Genomic DNA, 15,937 nt, shown 5'->3' with positions numbered 1-15,937 from the left:
ATGACCCAAGTACTGGACCGTCCCGTGGAGTTGCAGGCGCCCGCCTCGCCCGCCGAGCGCACGGCCCGCCGCAAGGCGCTCCTGGAGTGGATCGCGGTGCACTCCCTGGGCGTCGCGGCCGCGCTCTTCTTCACCCTGCCCTTCGTGTTCGTCTTCCTGACCTCGCTGATGAGCGACTCGCAGGCACTCAGCCGGGACCTGATCCCGCACACCTGGGAATGGGCGAACTACCGCAAGGTCTTCGACACCCCCGGCTTCCTCACCTGGTGGAAGAACACCCTGATCTACGCCGGACTGGGCACGGTCCTGACCGTCGTCTCCTCGGTCCCGGTGGCGTACGCGCTGGCCAAGTTCCGCTTCCGGGGCCGCAATCTGACGCTCATGCTGGTGATCTCGATGATGATGCTGCCCCCGCAGGTGGTCGTCATCCCGATGTACCTGTTCTGGGCCAAGCAGCTGGACCTGTCCGGCACACTGTGGCCGATGATCATTCCGCTGGCGTTCGGGGACGCGTTCTCGATCTTCCTGCTCCGCCAGTTCCTCATGACCATCCCCAACGAATACGTGGACGCGGCCAAGGTGGACGGCTGCGGTGACCTGCGGACCCTGCTGAAGGTCATCCTCCCGATGGCGAAGCCCGGCATCGCGGCCATCGCCCTCTTCCAGTTCTTCAACGCCTGGAACGACTACTTCGGCCCGCAGATCTACGCCTCGGAGAACCCGGGCGCGTGGACCCTGTCCTACGGCCTGGAGTCGTTCAAGGGCGCCCACCACACCGACTGGAACCTGACCATGGCCGCGACCGTGCTGGTCCTGGCCCCCGTGCTCGTCGTGTTCTTCTTCGCCCAGAAGGCGTTCGTCGAAGGCGTCACTCTCACCGGCGTAAAGGGTTGATCCACATATGCAGCATCTCCCCGGGGGACGCCGCTCCCCATTGCCGCTACGCGGCGGGCCGGACCCCCGGCCGATGATCACCCGCCCCAGCGCCCGGAAGCGAGGCACCCCCCAGTGAAACTCACCGTGGTCGGCGGAGGGTCGACCTACACCCCCGAACTCATCGACGGTTTCGCACGGTTGCGGGACACCCTGCCCATAGAGGAACTGGTCCTGGTCGATCCCGCGGCCGAACGCCTCGAGCTGGTCGGCGGACTGGCCCGGCGCATCTTCGCCAAGCAGGGGCACCCCGGGCGGATCGTCACCACCGACGACCTGGACAAGGGCGTCGAGGGCGCCGACGCCGTCCTGCTCCAACTGCGCGTCGGCGGCCAGGCCGCCCGTCAGCAGGACGAGACCTGGCCGCTGGAGTGCGGCTGCGTCGGCCAGGAGACGACCGGCGCGGGCGGCCTCGCCAAGGCACTGCGCACGGTCCCGGTGGTCCTGGACATCGCCGAACGCGTCCGCCGCACCAACCCGGACGCCTGGATCATCGACTTCACCAACCCGGTCGGCATCGTCACCCGGGCCCTGCTCCAGGCGGGCCACAAGGCGGTCGGCCTGTGCAACGTGGCGATCGGCTTCCAGCGGAAGTTCGCGGGCATGCTCGGCGTGGCGCCGGCCGACGTCCATCTCGACCACGTGGGCCTCAACCACCTCACCTGGGAGACGGGCGTGCGCCTCGGCGGCCCCGAGGGCGAGGACGTCCTGCCCAAGCTCCTCACCGCCCACGGCACGGACATCGCCGCGGACCTGCACCTCCCCCGGCCCCTCCTGGACCGCCTCGGCGTGGTCCCGTCGTACTACCTGCGCTACTACTACGCGCACGACGAGGTGGTGCGCGAGCTGCGCACCAAGCCGTCGCGAGCGGCGGAGGTCGCCGCCATGGAGCGGGAGTTGCTGGACCTGTACGCGGACCCGGCCCTCGACGAGAAGCCGGAGCTGCTGGCCAGGCGCGGCGGCGCCTTCTACTCGGAGGCGGCCGTGGACCTGACCGCGTCCCTGCTCGGCAGGGGCGGCAGCACCTATCAGGTGGTGAACGCGTACAACCGGGGCACCCTGCCCTTCCTTCCCGACGACGCGGTGATCGAGGTGCAGGCGGCGGTGGGCCCCAAGGGTCCGACCCCGCTGTCCGTGCCGTCCGAGGACCCGCTGTACGGGGGCCTGATGGCGAGCGTGACGACGTACGAGGACCTGGCCCTGCGAGCCGCCCTGCACGGCGGGCGCGACCGGGTCTTCCGGGCCCTGCTCGCCCACCCGCTCGTCGGCCAGTACGTGTACGCCGAATCCCTCACCGACCAGTTGATCGCACACAACCGGGAGCACCTCGCGTGGGCCTGACCGCAAGCGTCCTCGCCGTCGACGCGGGCAACAGCAAGACCGACGTCGCGGTCGTGGCGGCCGACGGAACCGTCCTCGCCACGGCCCGCGGCGGCGCGTTCCGGCCGCCGGCGGTGGGCGTGGAGAAGGCGGTGGACAAGGTCGCGGACGCGGTGACCCGGGCGTTCGCCGCGGCGGGCGTCGAGTCGGCCGACCATGTCTCCGCCTGCCTCGCCAACGCCGACTTCCCCGTGGAGGAGGAGCAGCTGACGGCAGCGCTGCAGGCGCGCGCGTGGGGGGCGCGCACGGAGGTCCGCAACGACACCTTCGCGGTGCTGCGCGCGGGCGTCACCGAGCCGCGCGGGGTCGCCGTCGTCTGCGGCGCGGGCATCAACTGCGTCGGCATGCGCCCCGACGGCCGCACCGCCCGTTTCCCCGCACTCGGCCGGATCTCCGGCGACTGGGGCGGCGGCTGGGGCCTGGCGGAGGAGGCCATGTGGCACGCCTCCCGCGCGGAGGACGGCCGCGGCGCTCCCACCACGCTGGCGCGCACCCTCCCCGCCCACTTCGGTCTCCCCTCCGTGTACGCGCTGGTCGAGGCCCTGCACCTGGAGCACGTCGAGCCCGTCAGACAGCACGAACTGACGCCGGTGCTGTTCGCCACCGCGGCCGACGGCGACCCGATCGCCCGGTCCATCGTGGACCGGCTGGCCGAGGAGGTGGTCACCATGGCCACGGTGGCCCTGGAACGGCTCGACCTGCTGGAGGAGGAGACCCCGGTCCTGCTGGGCGGCGGTGTCCTGGCCGCACGGCACCCCCAACTCGACCACGGCGTACGGGACCTACTGGCGGCCCGGGCCCCCAAGGCGGTCCCACGGGTGGTGACCGCACCCCCGGTACTGGGGGCGGCCCTGCTGGGCCTGGACCGCGCACAGGCACGAGAGGAGGCCCACGAGCGACTGCGGGCGCACTTCGCGCCCCCCGGCCCGTCCGGCGTTTGAGGACGAGGCCCTTCAGGCCGACAGGGGGGTCTGGGGGCACAGCCCCCAGCACCGCGCACCCCTCACCGCCCGGCTGGTCCCCTGAAACACCGGCCCAGCCCCCCCCAGCCCGTCCGGCGTTTGAGGACAAGGCCCTTCAGGCCGACAGGGGGTCTGGGGGCACAGCCCCCAGCACCGCGCGCCCCAACGCACCCGCACACACCCCCCACCCGGCAGGGAACCGAACACATTCCCACGGCGTATACATGGGCAAGGGGTGGTGAAGGGGGCGCGGTCAAGCCGCCGGCAGGCATTCCGCACTGCGATCCGATCAAGATCCAGCCAAGGCCGATGCGGATGTCAGTCCCGCCAGCGATACTTGCGGCGACGGATGACCATGGGGGAGGTCAAACAGTGACACACCCGCCGAAGAGCAGCGCGGCGCCACCACCGGCACCGGGCGTACCCACCGTGCCTGCGATGCCGGCGCAGCCAGGTCCGCCGGGCCGACCGGACCAGTACACCCGCCCCGCCCCGCAGGGCGCCCCCGGCCGCCCGCTTCCCCCCGCGCCCCCGCCCGCGCCGCAGGCACGGCGTACCGCGTTCGCCGAGGGAGCCGACCGCCTGCGCGCGGCGGCCACGACGGAGCCGGGCCGACTGCGCGTCATCGGCGCCCTCCTCGCCCTCCTGGTCGTGTCCTTCGGCGCCGTCACCGCCTGGCAGACGGCCGACCGGTCGGCCGCCGCCGACGACGTCCTCAACAACAGCCAGCCGCTCAGCTCGGCCGCGGCCGACATCTACCGCTCCCTCGCCGACGCCAACACCACCGCCTCCAGCGGCTTCCTGGCCGGCGGCCAGGAGACGGCGGCGTCCCGCGAGCGGTACGAGAAGGACATAGACAACGCCGCCGAAGGCCTCGTCGAGGCCGCCGCCAACTCTGACCCCGGCTCCCCCGCGGCGGCGACCGTGGCCGATCTGAACCGGCTGCTGCCCGAGTACAAGGGCCTGGTGGAGCGCGCCCGGACGTACAACCGGCAGGGCTTCCCGGTCGGCGGCGCGTACCTGCGGTACGCCAACGAGAAGATGCAGGAGGAGATGCTCCCGAAGGCCGAGGATCTCTACACCAAGGAGAACCAGCGGCTGCGCGCCGACTACGCGGACGCCACGCCCTACCCGTGGGCGGCGATCGGCCTCGGCGTCCTCGCGCTGGCCGGTCTCGCCTGGGCCCAGCACCGCAACTACCGGCGCACCAACCGGGTGTTGAACCACGGCCTGGTCGCCGCCACCGCGACCGCCACGGTGGTCCTGCTCTGGCTGGTCGTCGGCCACAGCGTCGCGCGCGCGGACCTCGACGCCTCCTTCGACGACGGTGTCCGCTCGCTGAACGTGCTGCACGACGCCCGGATCGCCTCCCTCAAGGCCCGCGGCAACGAGAACCTGACGCTGGTGGCCCGCGGCGCCGAGACCAAGAAGGTGGGCGGCGAGAGCGTCGACGCCTACGACTACGACTTCAAGACCAACATGGCCACCCTCGGCAAGGGCCTCAGCGAGGCGGAGAAGCTCGCCGACGACGCGAGGGGCGAGCAGCCGGTCACCCAGGCCGTCGGCAACATGGCGGAGTGGAAGAAGCGCCACAGCGCGGCCCGCGCGGACGACGAGAACGGCAACTACGCGGCCGCGCTGGCGGGGGTGATCGGCGCCCAGGGAGCGACCGGTGAGTGCTTCGACAGCGTCGACGCCAACCTCGCCAAGGCGATCGACCACGAGACGGTCCAGTTCGAGCAGGCGGCCGGTGACGGCCTGGACGCGATGACGGGGCTGTCGGTGGGCGCCGCCGTCCTCGCGGTCCTGGGTGCCGCCGGCGCGGTGCTGGGCATCGGCCGCAGGCTTTCGGAGTACCGGTGAAAGGGGGCGTGATGATGCAAGGACGACGACTGCGGGCCCGCCTGAGGGGCTGGGGCGGCGTGGGGGCGATGGCTGTCGTGTGCGCCGTCGCACTGGTCTTCGCGCTGCTGCTGCCGCTGGCCCAGCCGCGTGACGGCTCCACCGGCACCGGCGGGTCGGGCCTCGCCCGGGTCACCCAGGCCAAGGCCGAAGACGGCTGCCCCACACCGGCGATGCGCGACGCGCCGGAGAAGCAGACCCTGTCCCCGTCGGGCGCGGACGGCAGCACCATCGAGGCGATCAAGAACCGTACCGGCGAGAAGCGCAAGCTGATCGTCGGTGTCGACCAGAACAGCTACCGGTGGGGTTACCGCGACCCCAACAGCGGCGGCACCGGCGACCTGGAGGGCTTCGACATCGACCTGGTCCACCGGATCGCCAAGGACATCCTCGGCGACGAGAACGACGTCCAGTTCAAGGCCATCCCCACCGACCAGCGCATCCCCGCCATCCAGGACGGCCGCGTCGACATGGTCGTCCGCACCATGACCATCAACTGCACCCGCCTGGCCGACGTCGCCTTCTCCGCCCCCTACTTCGAGACCGGCCAGCAGGTCCTCGCACCCAAGTCCTCGTCGATCACCGGGTACGACGGGTCGCTCGCGAAGAAGAAGATCTGCACCGCGACCGGCTCCACCGCCAACACCAAGCTGACCGACGACCAGCAGCAGCACAAGCTCGTCTCCTCGGCGGACCTGAGGACCACCGTGCCCAACCAACTCGACTGTCTGGTCAGGCTCCAGCTCGGTGAGGTCGACGCGGTGGTCACCGACGGGGCGCTGGCCGCGAGCCAGGCCGCGCAGGACCCCACGGTCGAGCTGAAGGGCGACCCCTTCACCGTCGAGTACTACGGCGTGGCGATGAAGAAGGACGCCGACGACCTGGTGCGCCGGGTCAACCAGATACTGGTGGACTACCGCCAGGACAAGACGAACGGCTGGCAGGCCTCGTACGACAGGTGGCTGTCGGCGACACTGGGCAAGGACTCCGCCACCTCCGAGCCGCCACCACCGCAGTACCTGCGCAAGGGTTGACGCATCATCAGCACTGTCGGAACACAACGCAGCGAGGGGTGATCGATGGGCGTCACGGACCCCGCCGGGCCGGTGATGGACCGGGACGAGGTGGACCGTGCGCTGGCTCGGCTCGGCGCGGAGCACGAGGCGATCGAGACCTCGCTCCTCGCCCTGCAGGACCACGCGGGCCGCAGACTCCTGGAGGGCGCCGACCTCACCGGTGTCACCAAGGAGCGCTGGACGGGCGCGGAGGCGTCGATCACGCTGCTGTGGGCGTACTTCGACGCGTACACGGACGCGTTGCGCACCGGCCGCGAGATCCGCTCCCGACGTCGCTGGTCCAGCCGCGAGGACCTGGTGGAGCTGACCGAGCTGCTGCGCGGCGAGGCGGTCACCGTCGCCGGTTCCGCCACCGCGACCGCCAACGCGCCCACGCTGCACGGCGGCCCGAGCAAGCTCAGCGAGCGTTTCTCGCTGGTCGCCCTCGTGGAGCGGATGAACGAGCTGTACGCGTCCTCGCTCGACATGGTCGTCACCGCCGACGCGGTCTGGTCGGCGCTGCCCGCCCGGATAGACCTGCTGGCCGCGGAACTCCAGCGCACCCGTCGGCTCGCCCACTCGGTCGGCGTGCGCCCGGGCGAGCACCCGGCCGGCGACGACCTGGAGCGGATCACCCGCACGCTGACCCGGCTGCGCGAGCAGGTGATCTCGGACCCGCTGGCGTTCTGGGTGCCGGCGCAGGGCAGTTCGGCCCCGGGCGGCGGCAGGCCGGACACCACGGTCTACGACCGGGAGGCGCGCGCCCTGGAGGACGTACGCCGGGAGATCGACGCCGTGCTCACGGTCCGGCAGGACGCCGAGGCCCGGCTGGTGAGGCTGCGGGACGTGCTGTCCCGCGCGGACCGCACCCTCGCCGAGGCGCGTACCGCGCGTGGGGAGGTCCTGGCGAAGATCGCGGCCACCGAGGTACCGGTGGTCAGCGGCCCGCCGACCGCGTTGCAGGAGCAGCTGGCGACCGCCGCCGAGTACCGCAGACACGCCCAGTGGAACCGCCTGTCCCCGCTCCTGGACTCCCTGGAACAGAAGGCGGAGGACGAACTGCTGCGCGCCCGTGAGTCGTTGACCGCGGTCACCCAGCCCCTGGCGGTCCGCGCGGAACTGCGCGGCCGCCTCGACGCGTACAAGGCGAAGGTCGCCCGGCACGGCCTCGCGGAGGACCCGTTCCTGGTGGAGCGGTACGACGCGGCGCGCCGCATGCTGTGGAGCGCGCCCTGCGACCTGCGCGTCGCCGAACAAGCCGTCCTGCGCTACCAGCGGGCGGTCGCCGAACTGCTCGGCGCACCGCGGGTGCCGGGTCAGGACGGATCCGAGGACCGTAGGGGGGAGCCGTCGTCATGAGTCAGGCGGAGCAGGGCCGAGCGAAGCAGAGTCAGGCCGAGCCGAGTCAATCCGAGCAGAGCCAGGCGCAGCAGAGCCGGGCGGAGCCGAGTGAGGCTGAGCGGAGCCGAACCCCGCGGGCCTGTCAGCGGCCCGGCTGCGGCGGGGCGTACGAGGACGTGGGCGGTGGCGAGCTGTACTGCGACACCTGCGGTCTCGCCCCCGTCGTGTCGGCGACCGGCATGGTCGGCTCACCGCCCACCGGGATCACCGTCGGCGCCCGGGGGTCCTCGGGCAGCAGTTCCCGCTCCAGCAGCCGCAGTTCGCGTACGTCCTCGCACTCGTCGAAGTCCCGGCGCTCGGTGTCGGGACGGCTGTCCCGGTCCGTGTCGGGCACGCCCACGGGCCGCTCGGTGTCGGTGCGCAGCTCCGGTTCGAGCAGGGGCTCGTCCAGCCGCGGGCGGCTCGGCGCGGGACTGGTCGAGGTGCCGGGTGTGCCGCGCCCCGACCCGCGCGCGATGGTGCTGGACAACCCCGAGGTGCCCGAGCGCAAGCGGTTCTGCTCGCGCTCGGACTGCGGGGCGCCGGTGGGGCGGGCCCGCGGTGACCGGCCGGGGCGCACCGAGGGTTTCTGCACCAAGTGCGGTCACCCGTACTCGTTCGTCCCGAAGCTGAAGACCGGCGACGTCGTTCACGGGCAGTACGAGGTCGTGGGCTGTCTGGCGCACGGCGGCCTCGGCTGGGTCTACCTCGCCGTGGACCGCGCGGTGTCGGACCAGTGGGTGGTCCTGAAGGGACTGCTGGACACCGGCGACCAGGACGCGATGGCGGCGGCGATCTCCGAGCGGCGTTTCCTCGCGGAGACCGTGCACGCCAACATCGTGCGGATCTACAACTTCGTCGAGCACCTCGACCAGCGCACGGGTTCGCTGGACGGGTACATCGTCATGGAGTACGTCGGCGGCAAGTCCCTCAAGGAGATCGCCAACTCACGCCGTACACCGCAGGGCAAGCGGGATCCGCTGCCCGTGGAGCAGGCGTGCGCGTACGGCATCGAGGCCCTGGAGGCGCTGGGCCATCTGCACAGTCGCGACCTCCTGTACTGCGACTTCAAGGTCGACAACGCGATCCAGACCGAGGACCAGCTCAAGCTGATCGACATGGGCGCGGTGCGCAGGATGGACGACGACGAGTCGGCCATCTACGGCACGGTCGGCTACCAGGCGCCGGAGGTCGCGGAAGTCGGCCCGTCCGTGGCGTCCGACCTGTACACCGTCGCGCGTACCCTCGCCGTCCTCACCTTCGACTTCCAGGGCTACACCAACGTCTTCGTGGACTCCCTGCCGGACCCGGACAACATCGAGGTCTTCCGCCAGTACGAGTCCTTCTACCGCCTCCTGGTCCGGGCCACCGACCCCGACCCGGCCCGCCGGTTCGCCTCCGCCCAGGAGATGTCGGAACAGCTGACGGGTGTGCTGCGGGAGGTCGTGTCGCTGCAGACGGGCCGGGCCAGGCCCGCGCTGTCGACCCTGTTCGGGCCCGAAGTCCGCGTCACCGACACAGTGTTGTTCCCCAAGCTGGACGGCGAGGTGTCCCGGTTGGGGTCGCGGGCGACACGCCCCGCCCGCTCCTCCGCCGCCGCTGCCCGTTCCCTCCTGCCCGCCCCCGCCGGCCTCGCTCCCAGCCTCGTCAGGACGGTCGACGCCCCCGCCGCGGGCCTCGCGTTGCCCGTCCCGCACGTCGACCCGGGCGACCCGAACGCCGGGTTCCTGGCCGGGCTGATGACGACCGCTCCGGCGGAACTGCTCGGGGCGCTCGCCGCCGCGTCGGCCCCGTCGACCGAGACCCGGCTCAGACAGATCCGCGCCTGGCTGGAGAACGGCGACACGTACACCGCGCACGAGGCCCTGCTGCGCCTGGAGGGGGAGCGGCCCGACGACTGGCGGGTGGTCTGGTACCGGGGCGTGGCCGCCCTGGTGACCGGCGACCAGGAGGCCGCCGCGCTCGCCTTCGACGCGATCTACGACGCCTTCCCGGGCGAGACGGCCCCCAAGCTGGCGCTGGGGCTGTGCGCGGAGGTGCTGGGCCAGTTGGACAACGCCGCCGAGTACTACCGGCTGGTCTGGTCGACCGACCCGAGCTATGTGAGCGCCGCCTTCGGCCTGGCCCGCGTCCAGCTCGCGACCGGGGACCGCCGCAGCGCGGTGAGAACGCTGGAGTCGGTGCCGGAATCGTCCATCCACTACACCGCCGCTCGCGTGGCGGCGGTACGGGCGAGGCTGCGGCAACGCACCGCGGCCGCTTCCGACGTACCCTTCCTGGACGATCTGACCGCGGCCGCCGGTCAGGTCGAAGCCCTGGACGCGTACGGTTTGGACCCGGCCCGGCGTGAGCAGTTGTCGGCGGAAGTCCTCGGCTGCGCGCTGGACTGGATACTCTCCGGTGGCCAGGGTTCCGTCCCGCCCGGGGCCGCCGGGGGACGGATGCTGCTCGGCAGCGGCCTGGACGAGCGAGGCCTGCGTTTCGGCCTGGAACGTTCGTACCGCACGCTGGCCCGGCTGGCGTCGGGCGGCGAGGAGAGGATCGACCTGGTGGAACGTGCCAACCGTTACCGCCCCCGGACATGGGTGTAGTTGATGTCGCAGATGCCCCAACTGTCCGCCTGCCCGAGCTGCGAGGAGCCCCTCGACTCGGGTGACCGTTTCTGCGGTGCGTGCGGATACGACCTGTCCGCCGTGCCCGCACGGCCGGACGACAACCCGACCATCGCCATGAACGGCGGCGCGCCACCCCCGCCGGGCGGCGTCGCCGGCGTGCCCTGGCCCGCAGCCCCGGAGACCGGCGGCCCGGGTGCGCCCGCCCCGGCGCACCTGCCGACGGATCTCCCGGGCACCGACTCGGGCGGCGGCGCCCTGCCCACGGTGCCGGCCCAGCCGCCGCTCACCGGTTCCCCGGTGCCTCCGGCGCCCCCGGTCACGGGAGTCCGCTTCGACCATCCGCCGGAGCCCGACGAGTACCCGCTCCAGGCACCCGACCCGCGGGTCACGCCGGGTGTCCCCACCCCGGCCGAGGGCACCCAGGTGTGTGTGGCCTGCCGGGCGGGCCGTGTCGACAGCGACGGCTACTGCGAGAACTGCGGGCACGCCCAGCCCCGCGAACGCGACCACATGGAGCAGGAGTACGGCCCGGTCGCCGCCGTCAGCGACCGGGGCCGGCGCCACCACCGCAACGAGGACGCGTTCGGCCTCGGGTACGCCACGCTGCCCGACGGTTCGCCCGCGGTGCTGGCGGTCGTCTGCGACGGCGTGTCCTCCGCGACCCGCCCCGACGACGCCTCCATGGCCGCGTCCCGGGTGGCGAGCGAGGCGCTGCTGGCGGCCCTGCCGCGCGGCACGCACCCGCAGCAGGCCATGCACGACGCGATCGTCGCCGCCTCCGGCGCGGTCAACTCGCTGGCCGACGAGCCCGCCACGGCCCGCGAGCACGCCCCGCACCAGAACGCCCCCGCCTGCACCCTGGTCGGCGCGGTGGTGACGTCCGGTCTGCTGATCGTCGGCTGGGTCGGCGACAGCCGCGCCTACTGGGTGCCGGTGGACCGCAGCGCTCCCCCGGCCCGGCTCACCGAGGACGACTCGTGGGCGGCGCAGATGGTCGCCGCGGGCCTGATGAACGAGGCGGAGGCGTACGCCGACGAGCGCGCCCACGCGATCACCGGCTGGCTCGGCGCGGACGCGTACGAACTGGAGCCGCACACCGCTTCCTTCAAGCCGGACCGGCCTGGAGTGGTCGTGGTGTGCACCGACGGCCTGTGGAACTACGCGGAGGCGGCCGAGGAGATGGCCGAGGTGCTGCCGCTGGACGCCGCGGTACGCCCCCTGCACAGCGCCCGGGTCCTGGTCGGTCACGCCCTGGACGGCGGGGGCCACGACAACGTAACAGTGGCCGTCCTGCCGTTCCCTGCCCCGCCGCAGGGGGCAGGATCGGCCTGAGGGGTCGCGTACGCCTCGCGCAGCAACGGGGAAGCCTGACGGACCGGAGGGGACCGGTCCGTCCACAGTCATCGCCCCGCCCGGCGGGGTTCGAGGGGGAGTCGATCAGGCATGGCCAATTTCTCGAAGTCGAACGCGCCACGGTTCTCGGTGGACGTGTACCAGAACGAGTACCTGCCGGAGGGCGGTCGCGAGGTCAACGCGATCGTCACGGTGACCTCCACCGGCGGCGGCACGGTCGGAAGCGCGGTCTCGGCGCCCCACCTCTACGCGCCGGGTCAGGGCCCGTCCGCCGCGGTGGCGATCATGGTGGACTGTTCGGGCTCGATGGACTACCCGCCGACCAAGATGCGCAACGCCCGTGACGCCACGGGCGCCGCGATCGACACCCTGCGCGACGGTGTGCACTTCGCGGTGATCGGCGGCACGCACGTCGCCAAGGAGGTCTATCCGGGCAACGGACGCCTCGCGGTGGCCGACGCGACCACCCGCGACCAGGCCAAGCAGGCCCTGCGCAAGCTCAGCGCGGGCGGCGGCACGGCCATCGGCACCTGGCTGCGTCTCGCCGACCGGCTGCTGTCCTCCGCGGACGTCGCCATCCGCCACGGCATCCTGCTCACCGACGGCCGCAACGAACACGAGTCGCCGGAGGACCTGAAGGCCTCCCTGGACGCCTGCGCCGGCCGCTTCACCTGTGACGCCCGCGGGGTGGGCACCGACTGGGAAGTGAAAGAAGTCACAGGGATCGCCTCCGCGCTGCTCGGCACCGCCGACATCGTCGCCGACCCGGCCGCGCTCGCCGCCGACTTCACGCGGATGATGGAGACGGCCATGGGCAAGGAGGTCGCGGACGTCGCTCTGCGGCTGTGGACCCCCGTCGGCACCACCGTGAAGTTCGTCAAGCAGGTCGCGCCGACCGTCGAGGAACTCACCGACCGTCGTACGGAGGCCGGCCCGCGCGCCGGGGACTACCCCACCGGATCCTGGGGGGACGAGTCCCGTGACTACCACGTCTGCGTCGAGGTCCCGGTCGCCGAGCTCGGCCAGGAGATGCTCGCCGCCCGGATCTCCCTGGTGGTCCCGCAGGCCGACGGGACGGTCCACAACCTCGGCGCCCAGGGCCTGGTACGGGCCGTGTGGACCGACGACATGGTCGCCTCGACGTCGATCAACCCCCAGGTCGCCCACTACACCGGCCAAGCAGAACTGGCACAAGCCATCCAACAGGGGCTGAACCTTCGCAAAGCGGGAGATATGGATGGAGCAACGGCCAAACTGGGCCGGGCCGTTCAGCTCGCGAGCGACTCCGGGAACGCGGATACTGCGAAACTGCTTGCGAAGGTGGTGGACGTGGTCGACGCCACGACAGGTACTGTGCGACTGAAGACGAAGGTCGAGGACGCCGACGAGATGACTCTCGAAACACGGTCCACCAAGACTGTTCGTGTGAAGAAGTGACACAGCACGATCAACTGAGCACAAAAAGGCAACGAGCCTGACCCCTTGGGGTTGGAGAATTCCGGTCGTCGCGACCGGACAAGGAGAGGGGGAAGCGCCGACATGCCGACCTGCCCGAACGGACACCAGTCGGGTTCCGACGACTGGTGCGAGGTCTGCGGTCACCGCATGGCCGGTGCCGCGCCCCCGCCGCCCCCTGGCGGGGGGTACGGCTTCCCGCCGCCCCAGGCCACCCAGCCCGGTCAGCCCGGCGGACGCCCGCCGCACCTGTCCGCCGCACCGGACCACGAGCCGGAACTCTGCCCGCAGTGCCGTACCCCCCGCGAGGGCGGAGCGCCGTTCTGCGAGGAGTGCCGGTGGAACTTCCTGACCAACACGGCGACCTCGTACACCCCGGCCGCCCCGCCCCAGTCCGCACCCGGCCCCAACCCGGCCGGCCGCTTCCAGCAGCAGCCGGGTCCGTCGTACGGCGGCGGTGACGGGTTCGACTACCAGAGCTCGCGCCCCTCGCAGGTGAACCGTCCCGCCGAGCCGATCCCGCCGGGTCCGGCATTCGGCAACCCACCTGGGCAGGGCGGCCCGGGCAGGCCCGGTCCCGGTGGTCCTCCAGGGCCTGGTGGCCCTGGCGGTCCTGGCGGCCCGGGCGGGTTCGGTGGGCCTGGCGGTCCGGCGGGTCCGGGCGGTCCGGGCGGGTTCGGTGGTCCTGGCGGTCCGGCGGGTCCTTCGGGTCCTGGTGGCCCTTCGGGTCCGGGAGGTCCCGGTGGTCCTTCGGGTCCCGGTGGTCCTTCGGGTCCGGGTGGTCCTGCTGGTCCCGGCGGCCCGGGTAATCCCGGTGGTCAGGGCGGTTACGGCTTTCCGGGTGGCCAGGGTGGCCAGGGTGGCTACGGTGGCCCGTCCGGTCCGAACGGTCCCGGCGGCCAGGGCGGCTACGGCGGCCCCGGCGGTCAGGGTCAGGGTGGTCCGGGCGGTCCCGGCGGTGGTCCGGGTGGTCCCGGCGCGCCCGGTCCCTTCGGACCCGACCCGTCGCGGCCCGTTCCGCCGCCCGGGCAGACCCCTTACGGCGGTCCCGGCGGTCCCGGCGGACCTGGTGGTCCCGGCGGACCCGGCAACGGACCTCAGGCGCCCCAGGCACCCCAAGCTCCCCAGGCGTTCCAGCAGCCCGGCCCCGGCCCTTCGGCGCCGCCCGGATACCCGCAGGAGAACCGGCCCCAGCAGGGCGGTCCGTCCTTCGGCGGCGGCAACGACGACTGGGTGATCTCACCGCCGTCGACCGGCCCCGGCGGTCCTGGTGGCCCGGGTGGCCCCGGCCCCGGTCAGGCTCCCGGCGGCGGCTACGGATACCCGCAGCCCGGGTCTCCGCAGGGCCCCGGCCCCGGCCAGCAGCAGCCGTCGACGTGGACGGCGACCATCGGCCCGGACCGCGACTACTTCATGGCGATGATGCAGCGTTCCGGCCCCGAGGCCGCGGGCCTCAACCTGCCCGCGTTCTCGCCCGAGCAGCAGCGCGCCCTGTCCGGCAACCAGGTCACCATCGGCCGCCGCCGTCACTCCACCGGCGACACCCCCGACATCGACCTGTCGGTGCCGCCGGAGGACCCGGGCGTCTCGCACCAGCACGCGGTCCTGGTGCAGCAGCCGGACGGCACCTGGGCGGTCGTCGACCAGAACTCGACGAACGGTACGACGGTGAACGGCTCGGAGGAGCCGATCCAGCCCTTCGTGCCGGTGCCGCTGCAGGACGGCGACCGGGTGCACGTGGGCGCCTGGACGACGATCACCGTCCGGCGCGGCTGAGCCCCGGCTTCCCGCTGTCCGCCTGGCCCCTCCGCCTCACGTGAGGGGCCAGGCGTACGGCCCTTCCGGGTCGTCCAGCCACGCCCACTCGTGTTCCCCGCTGACCGTGATGCCGTACCGCTCACGCTGCGGCCGGCCCTCCCGCTCCCACAGCGCGTACGCCTCCTGCGGAGCGAGGCTGCCGCGGGTCAGGGTGAGCAGGAACCGGAACAGGTCGTGGTCCCTGGCGTGGCGCGGTACCCCGCCCAGCGGGGCCTGCTCCGGCTCGGGCCTGGCACCGCGCAGCGGCACGAAGTAGGCGGACGTGTGCAGGAACCGTCCCTCGGCCTGCCCCGCCTTCCCGGCCTGCCTCACCTCACCTGCCTGACTCCCGTGCCGGGTGAGCCCCGTATCCCCCGGCTCGTGGACCGTCAGCGCGATCAGGCCCGTGCCGAGCGGGGTCAGGATCCGGGCGCCCGGGCGGCACTGGGCGAGCCAGGCGCGCGGGATCGACGCCAGGGCGCAGGTGGCGATGATCCGGTCGAAGGGGGCGCGCTCGGGCACCCCGCGCGCTCCGTCGCCGGTGACCACGACGGGGTGGTACCCGGCGGTGGCCAGATGCTGCCGGGCCGCCTCGGTGATCTCCGGTTCCAGGTCGACGGTGGTGACGAGGTTGTCGTCGCCGAGTCGGTGCGCGAGCAGGGCCGCGTTGTAACCCGTGCCCGCGCCGATCTCCAGGACCCGGTCGCCGGGCGTCACCCGCAACTCGGCCAGCATCATCGCCATCAGCGACGGCTGACTGCTGGAGGAGAGCAGCTCGCCGTCCCGGAGCCGGGTGGCCAGCGGGGTGTCGGCGTACGCCCCGCGCACCCAGCGTTCACGCGCGCTCTGGTCGGGGCTCTCGCCCCACCGGCGTTCGCTCCCGCCTCTGACGCCGACGTAGTAGTACGGCACGAAGAGGTGTCGCGGGACCGCCTCGAAGGCCTGCCGCCACACCGGGTCCGCGGCCCAGGCCCCGCTCGCGTCGATTTCCCGCACCAGCGCAGACCGCGCCGAGTCGGCGAGGTCGTCCAGATCCTTGCGGAGAAGGTGCGCGCCCATACGTCCACTCTCCTGCGGCAGCCGCCGGGACGCGAGCCGCGCCACC

Annotated in this window: 11 protein-coding genes; 10 read left to right on the top strand and 1 reads right to left on the bottom strand. The window is 72.6% G+C overall.

All coding sequences use genetic code 11. From position 1 onward, the window contains the following. The 10 genes from ACFYRY_RS08925 to ACFYRY_RS08880 all read left to right on the top strand — a co-directional run bounded on the left by ACFYRY_RS08925 (position 1) and on the right by ACFYRY_RS08880 (position 14,811). A complete protein-coding gene (locus ACFYRY_RS08925) occupies positions 1 to 894 on the top strand; it encodes a carbohydrate ABC transporter permease (RefSeq protein ID WP_389141695.1) in 894 nt (297 codons plus the stop codon). Between the two features lie 114 nt (positions 895 to 1,008). After that, the gene (locus ACFYRY_RS08920) at positions 1,009 to 2,274 is read left to right on the top strand and encodes a 6-phospho-beta-glucosidase (protein ID WP_389141693.1); all 1,266 of its coding nucleotides are present in this window, start codon (positions 1,009 to 1,011) and stop codon (positions 2,272 to 2,274) included. Next, entirely contained in the window at positions 2,265 to 3,254 is a 990-nt protein-coding gene (locus ACFYRY_RS08915) for an N-acetylglucosamine kinase (RefSeq protein ID WP_389141691.1), read from the top strand. Before ACFYRY_RS08920 ends, ACFYRY_RS08915 begins: the two co-directional genes overlap by 10 nt. 393 nt (positions 3,255 to 3,647) lie before the next feature. Continuing rightward, entirely contained in the window at positions 3,648 to 5,138 is a 1,491-nt protein-coding gene (locus ACFYRY_RS08910) for a hypothetical protein (RefSeq protein WP_389141689.1), read from the top strand. Between the two features lie 14 nt (positions 5,139 to 5,152). After that, positions 5,153 to 6,211 (top strand): glutamate ABC transporter substrate-binding protein, encoded by a 1,059-nt coding sequence (locus ACFYRY_RS08905; RefSeq protein ID WP_389143675.1) that lies wholly within the window; start codon positions 5,153 to 5,155, stop codon positions 6,209 to 6,211. 45 nt (positions 6,212 to 6,256) lie between these two features. After that, entirely contained in the window at positions 6,257 to 7,591 is a 1,335-nt protein-coding gene (locus tag ACFYRY_RS08900; protein ID WP_389141687.1) for a hypothetical protein, read from the top strand. After that, positions 7,588 to 10,203: a tetratricopeptide repeat protein gene (locus tag ACFYRY_RS08895; protein ID WP_389141685.1), complete on the top strand. Its 2,616-nt coding sequence runs from the start codon at positions 7,588 to 7,590 to the stop codon at positions 10,201 to 10,203. The genes ACFYRY_RS08900 and ACFYRY_RS08895 overlap by 4 nt, the downstream gene beginning before the upstream one ends. Next, positions 10,204 to 11,559, top strand: coding sequence for a PP2C family serine/threonine-protein phosphatase (locus ACFYRY_RS08890; protein ID WP_389141683.1), 1,356 nt, complete (start codon positions 10,204 to 10,206; stop codon positions 11,557 to 11,559). Between the two features lie 111 nt (positions 11,560 to 11,670). Continuing rightward, entirely contained in the window at positions 11,671 to 13,017 is a 1,347-nt protein-coding gene (locus ACFYRY_RS08885) for a VWA domain-containing protein (RefSeq protein WP_389141681.1), read from the top strand. 102 nt (positions 13,018 to 13,119) lie between these two features. Next, entirely contained in the window at positions 13,120 to 14,811 is a 1,692-nt protein-coding gene (locus tag ACFYRY_RS08880; protein WP_389141679.1) for an FHA domain-containing protein, read from the top strand. Between the two features lie 36 nt (positions 14,812 to 14,847). Here ACFYRY_RS08880 and ACFYRY_RS08875 read toward each other — a convergent pair whose 3' ends face one another. Next, on the bottom strand, positions 14,848 to 15,891 hold the full coding sequence (locus ACFYRY_RS08875; RefSeq protein ID WP_389141677.1) for a methyltransferase domain-containing protein: 1,044 nt from the start codon (positions 15,889 to 15,891) through the stop codon (positions 14,848 to 14,850). Between the last annotated feature and the right edge of the window lie 46 nt (positions 15,892 to 15,937).

Origin of the sequence: Streptomyces sp. NPDC005263, assembly GCF_042872365.1 — a bacterium.
Classification (GTDB): domain Bacteria; phylum Actinomycetota; class Actinomycetes; order Streptomycetales; family Streptomycetaceae; genus Streptomyces.
The sequence above is the reverse complement of the archived record's forward strand: the minus strand, read 5'-3'. Positions and strand labels throughout refer to the sequence as shown.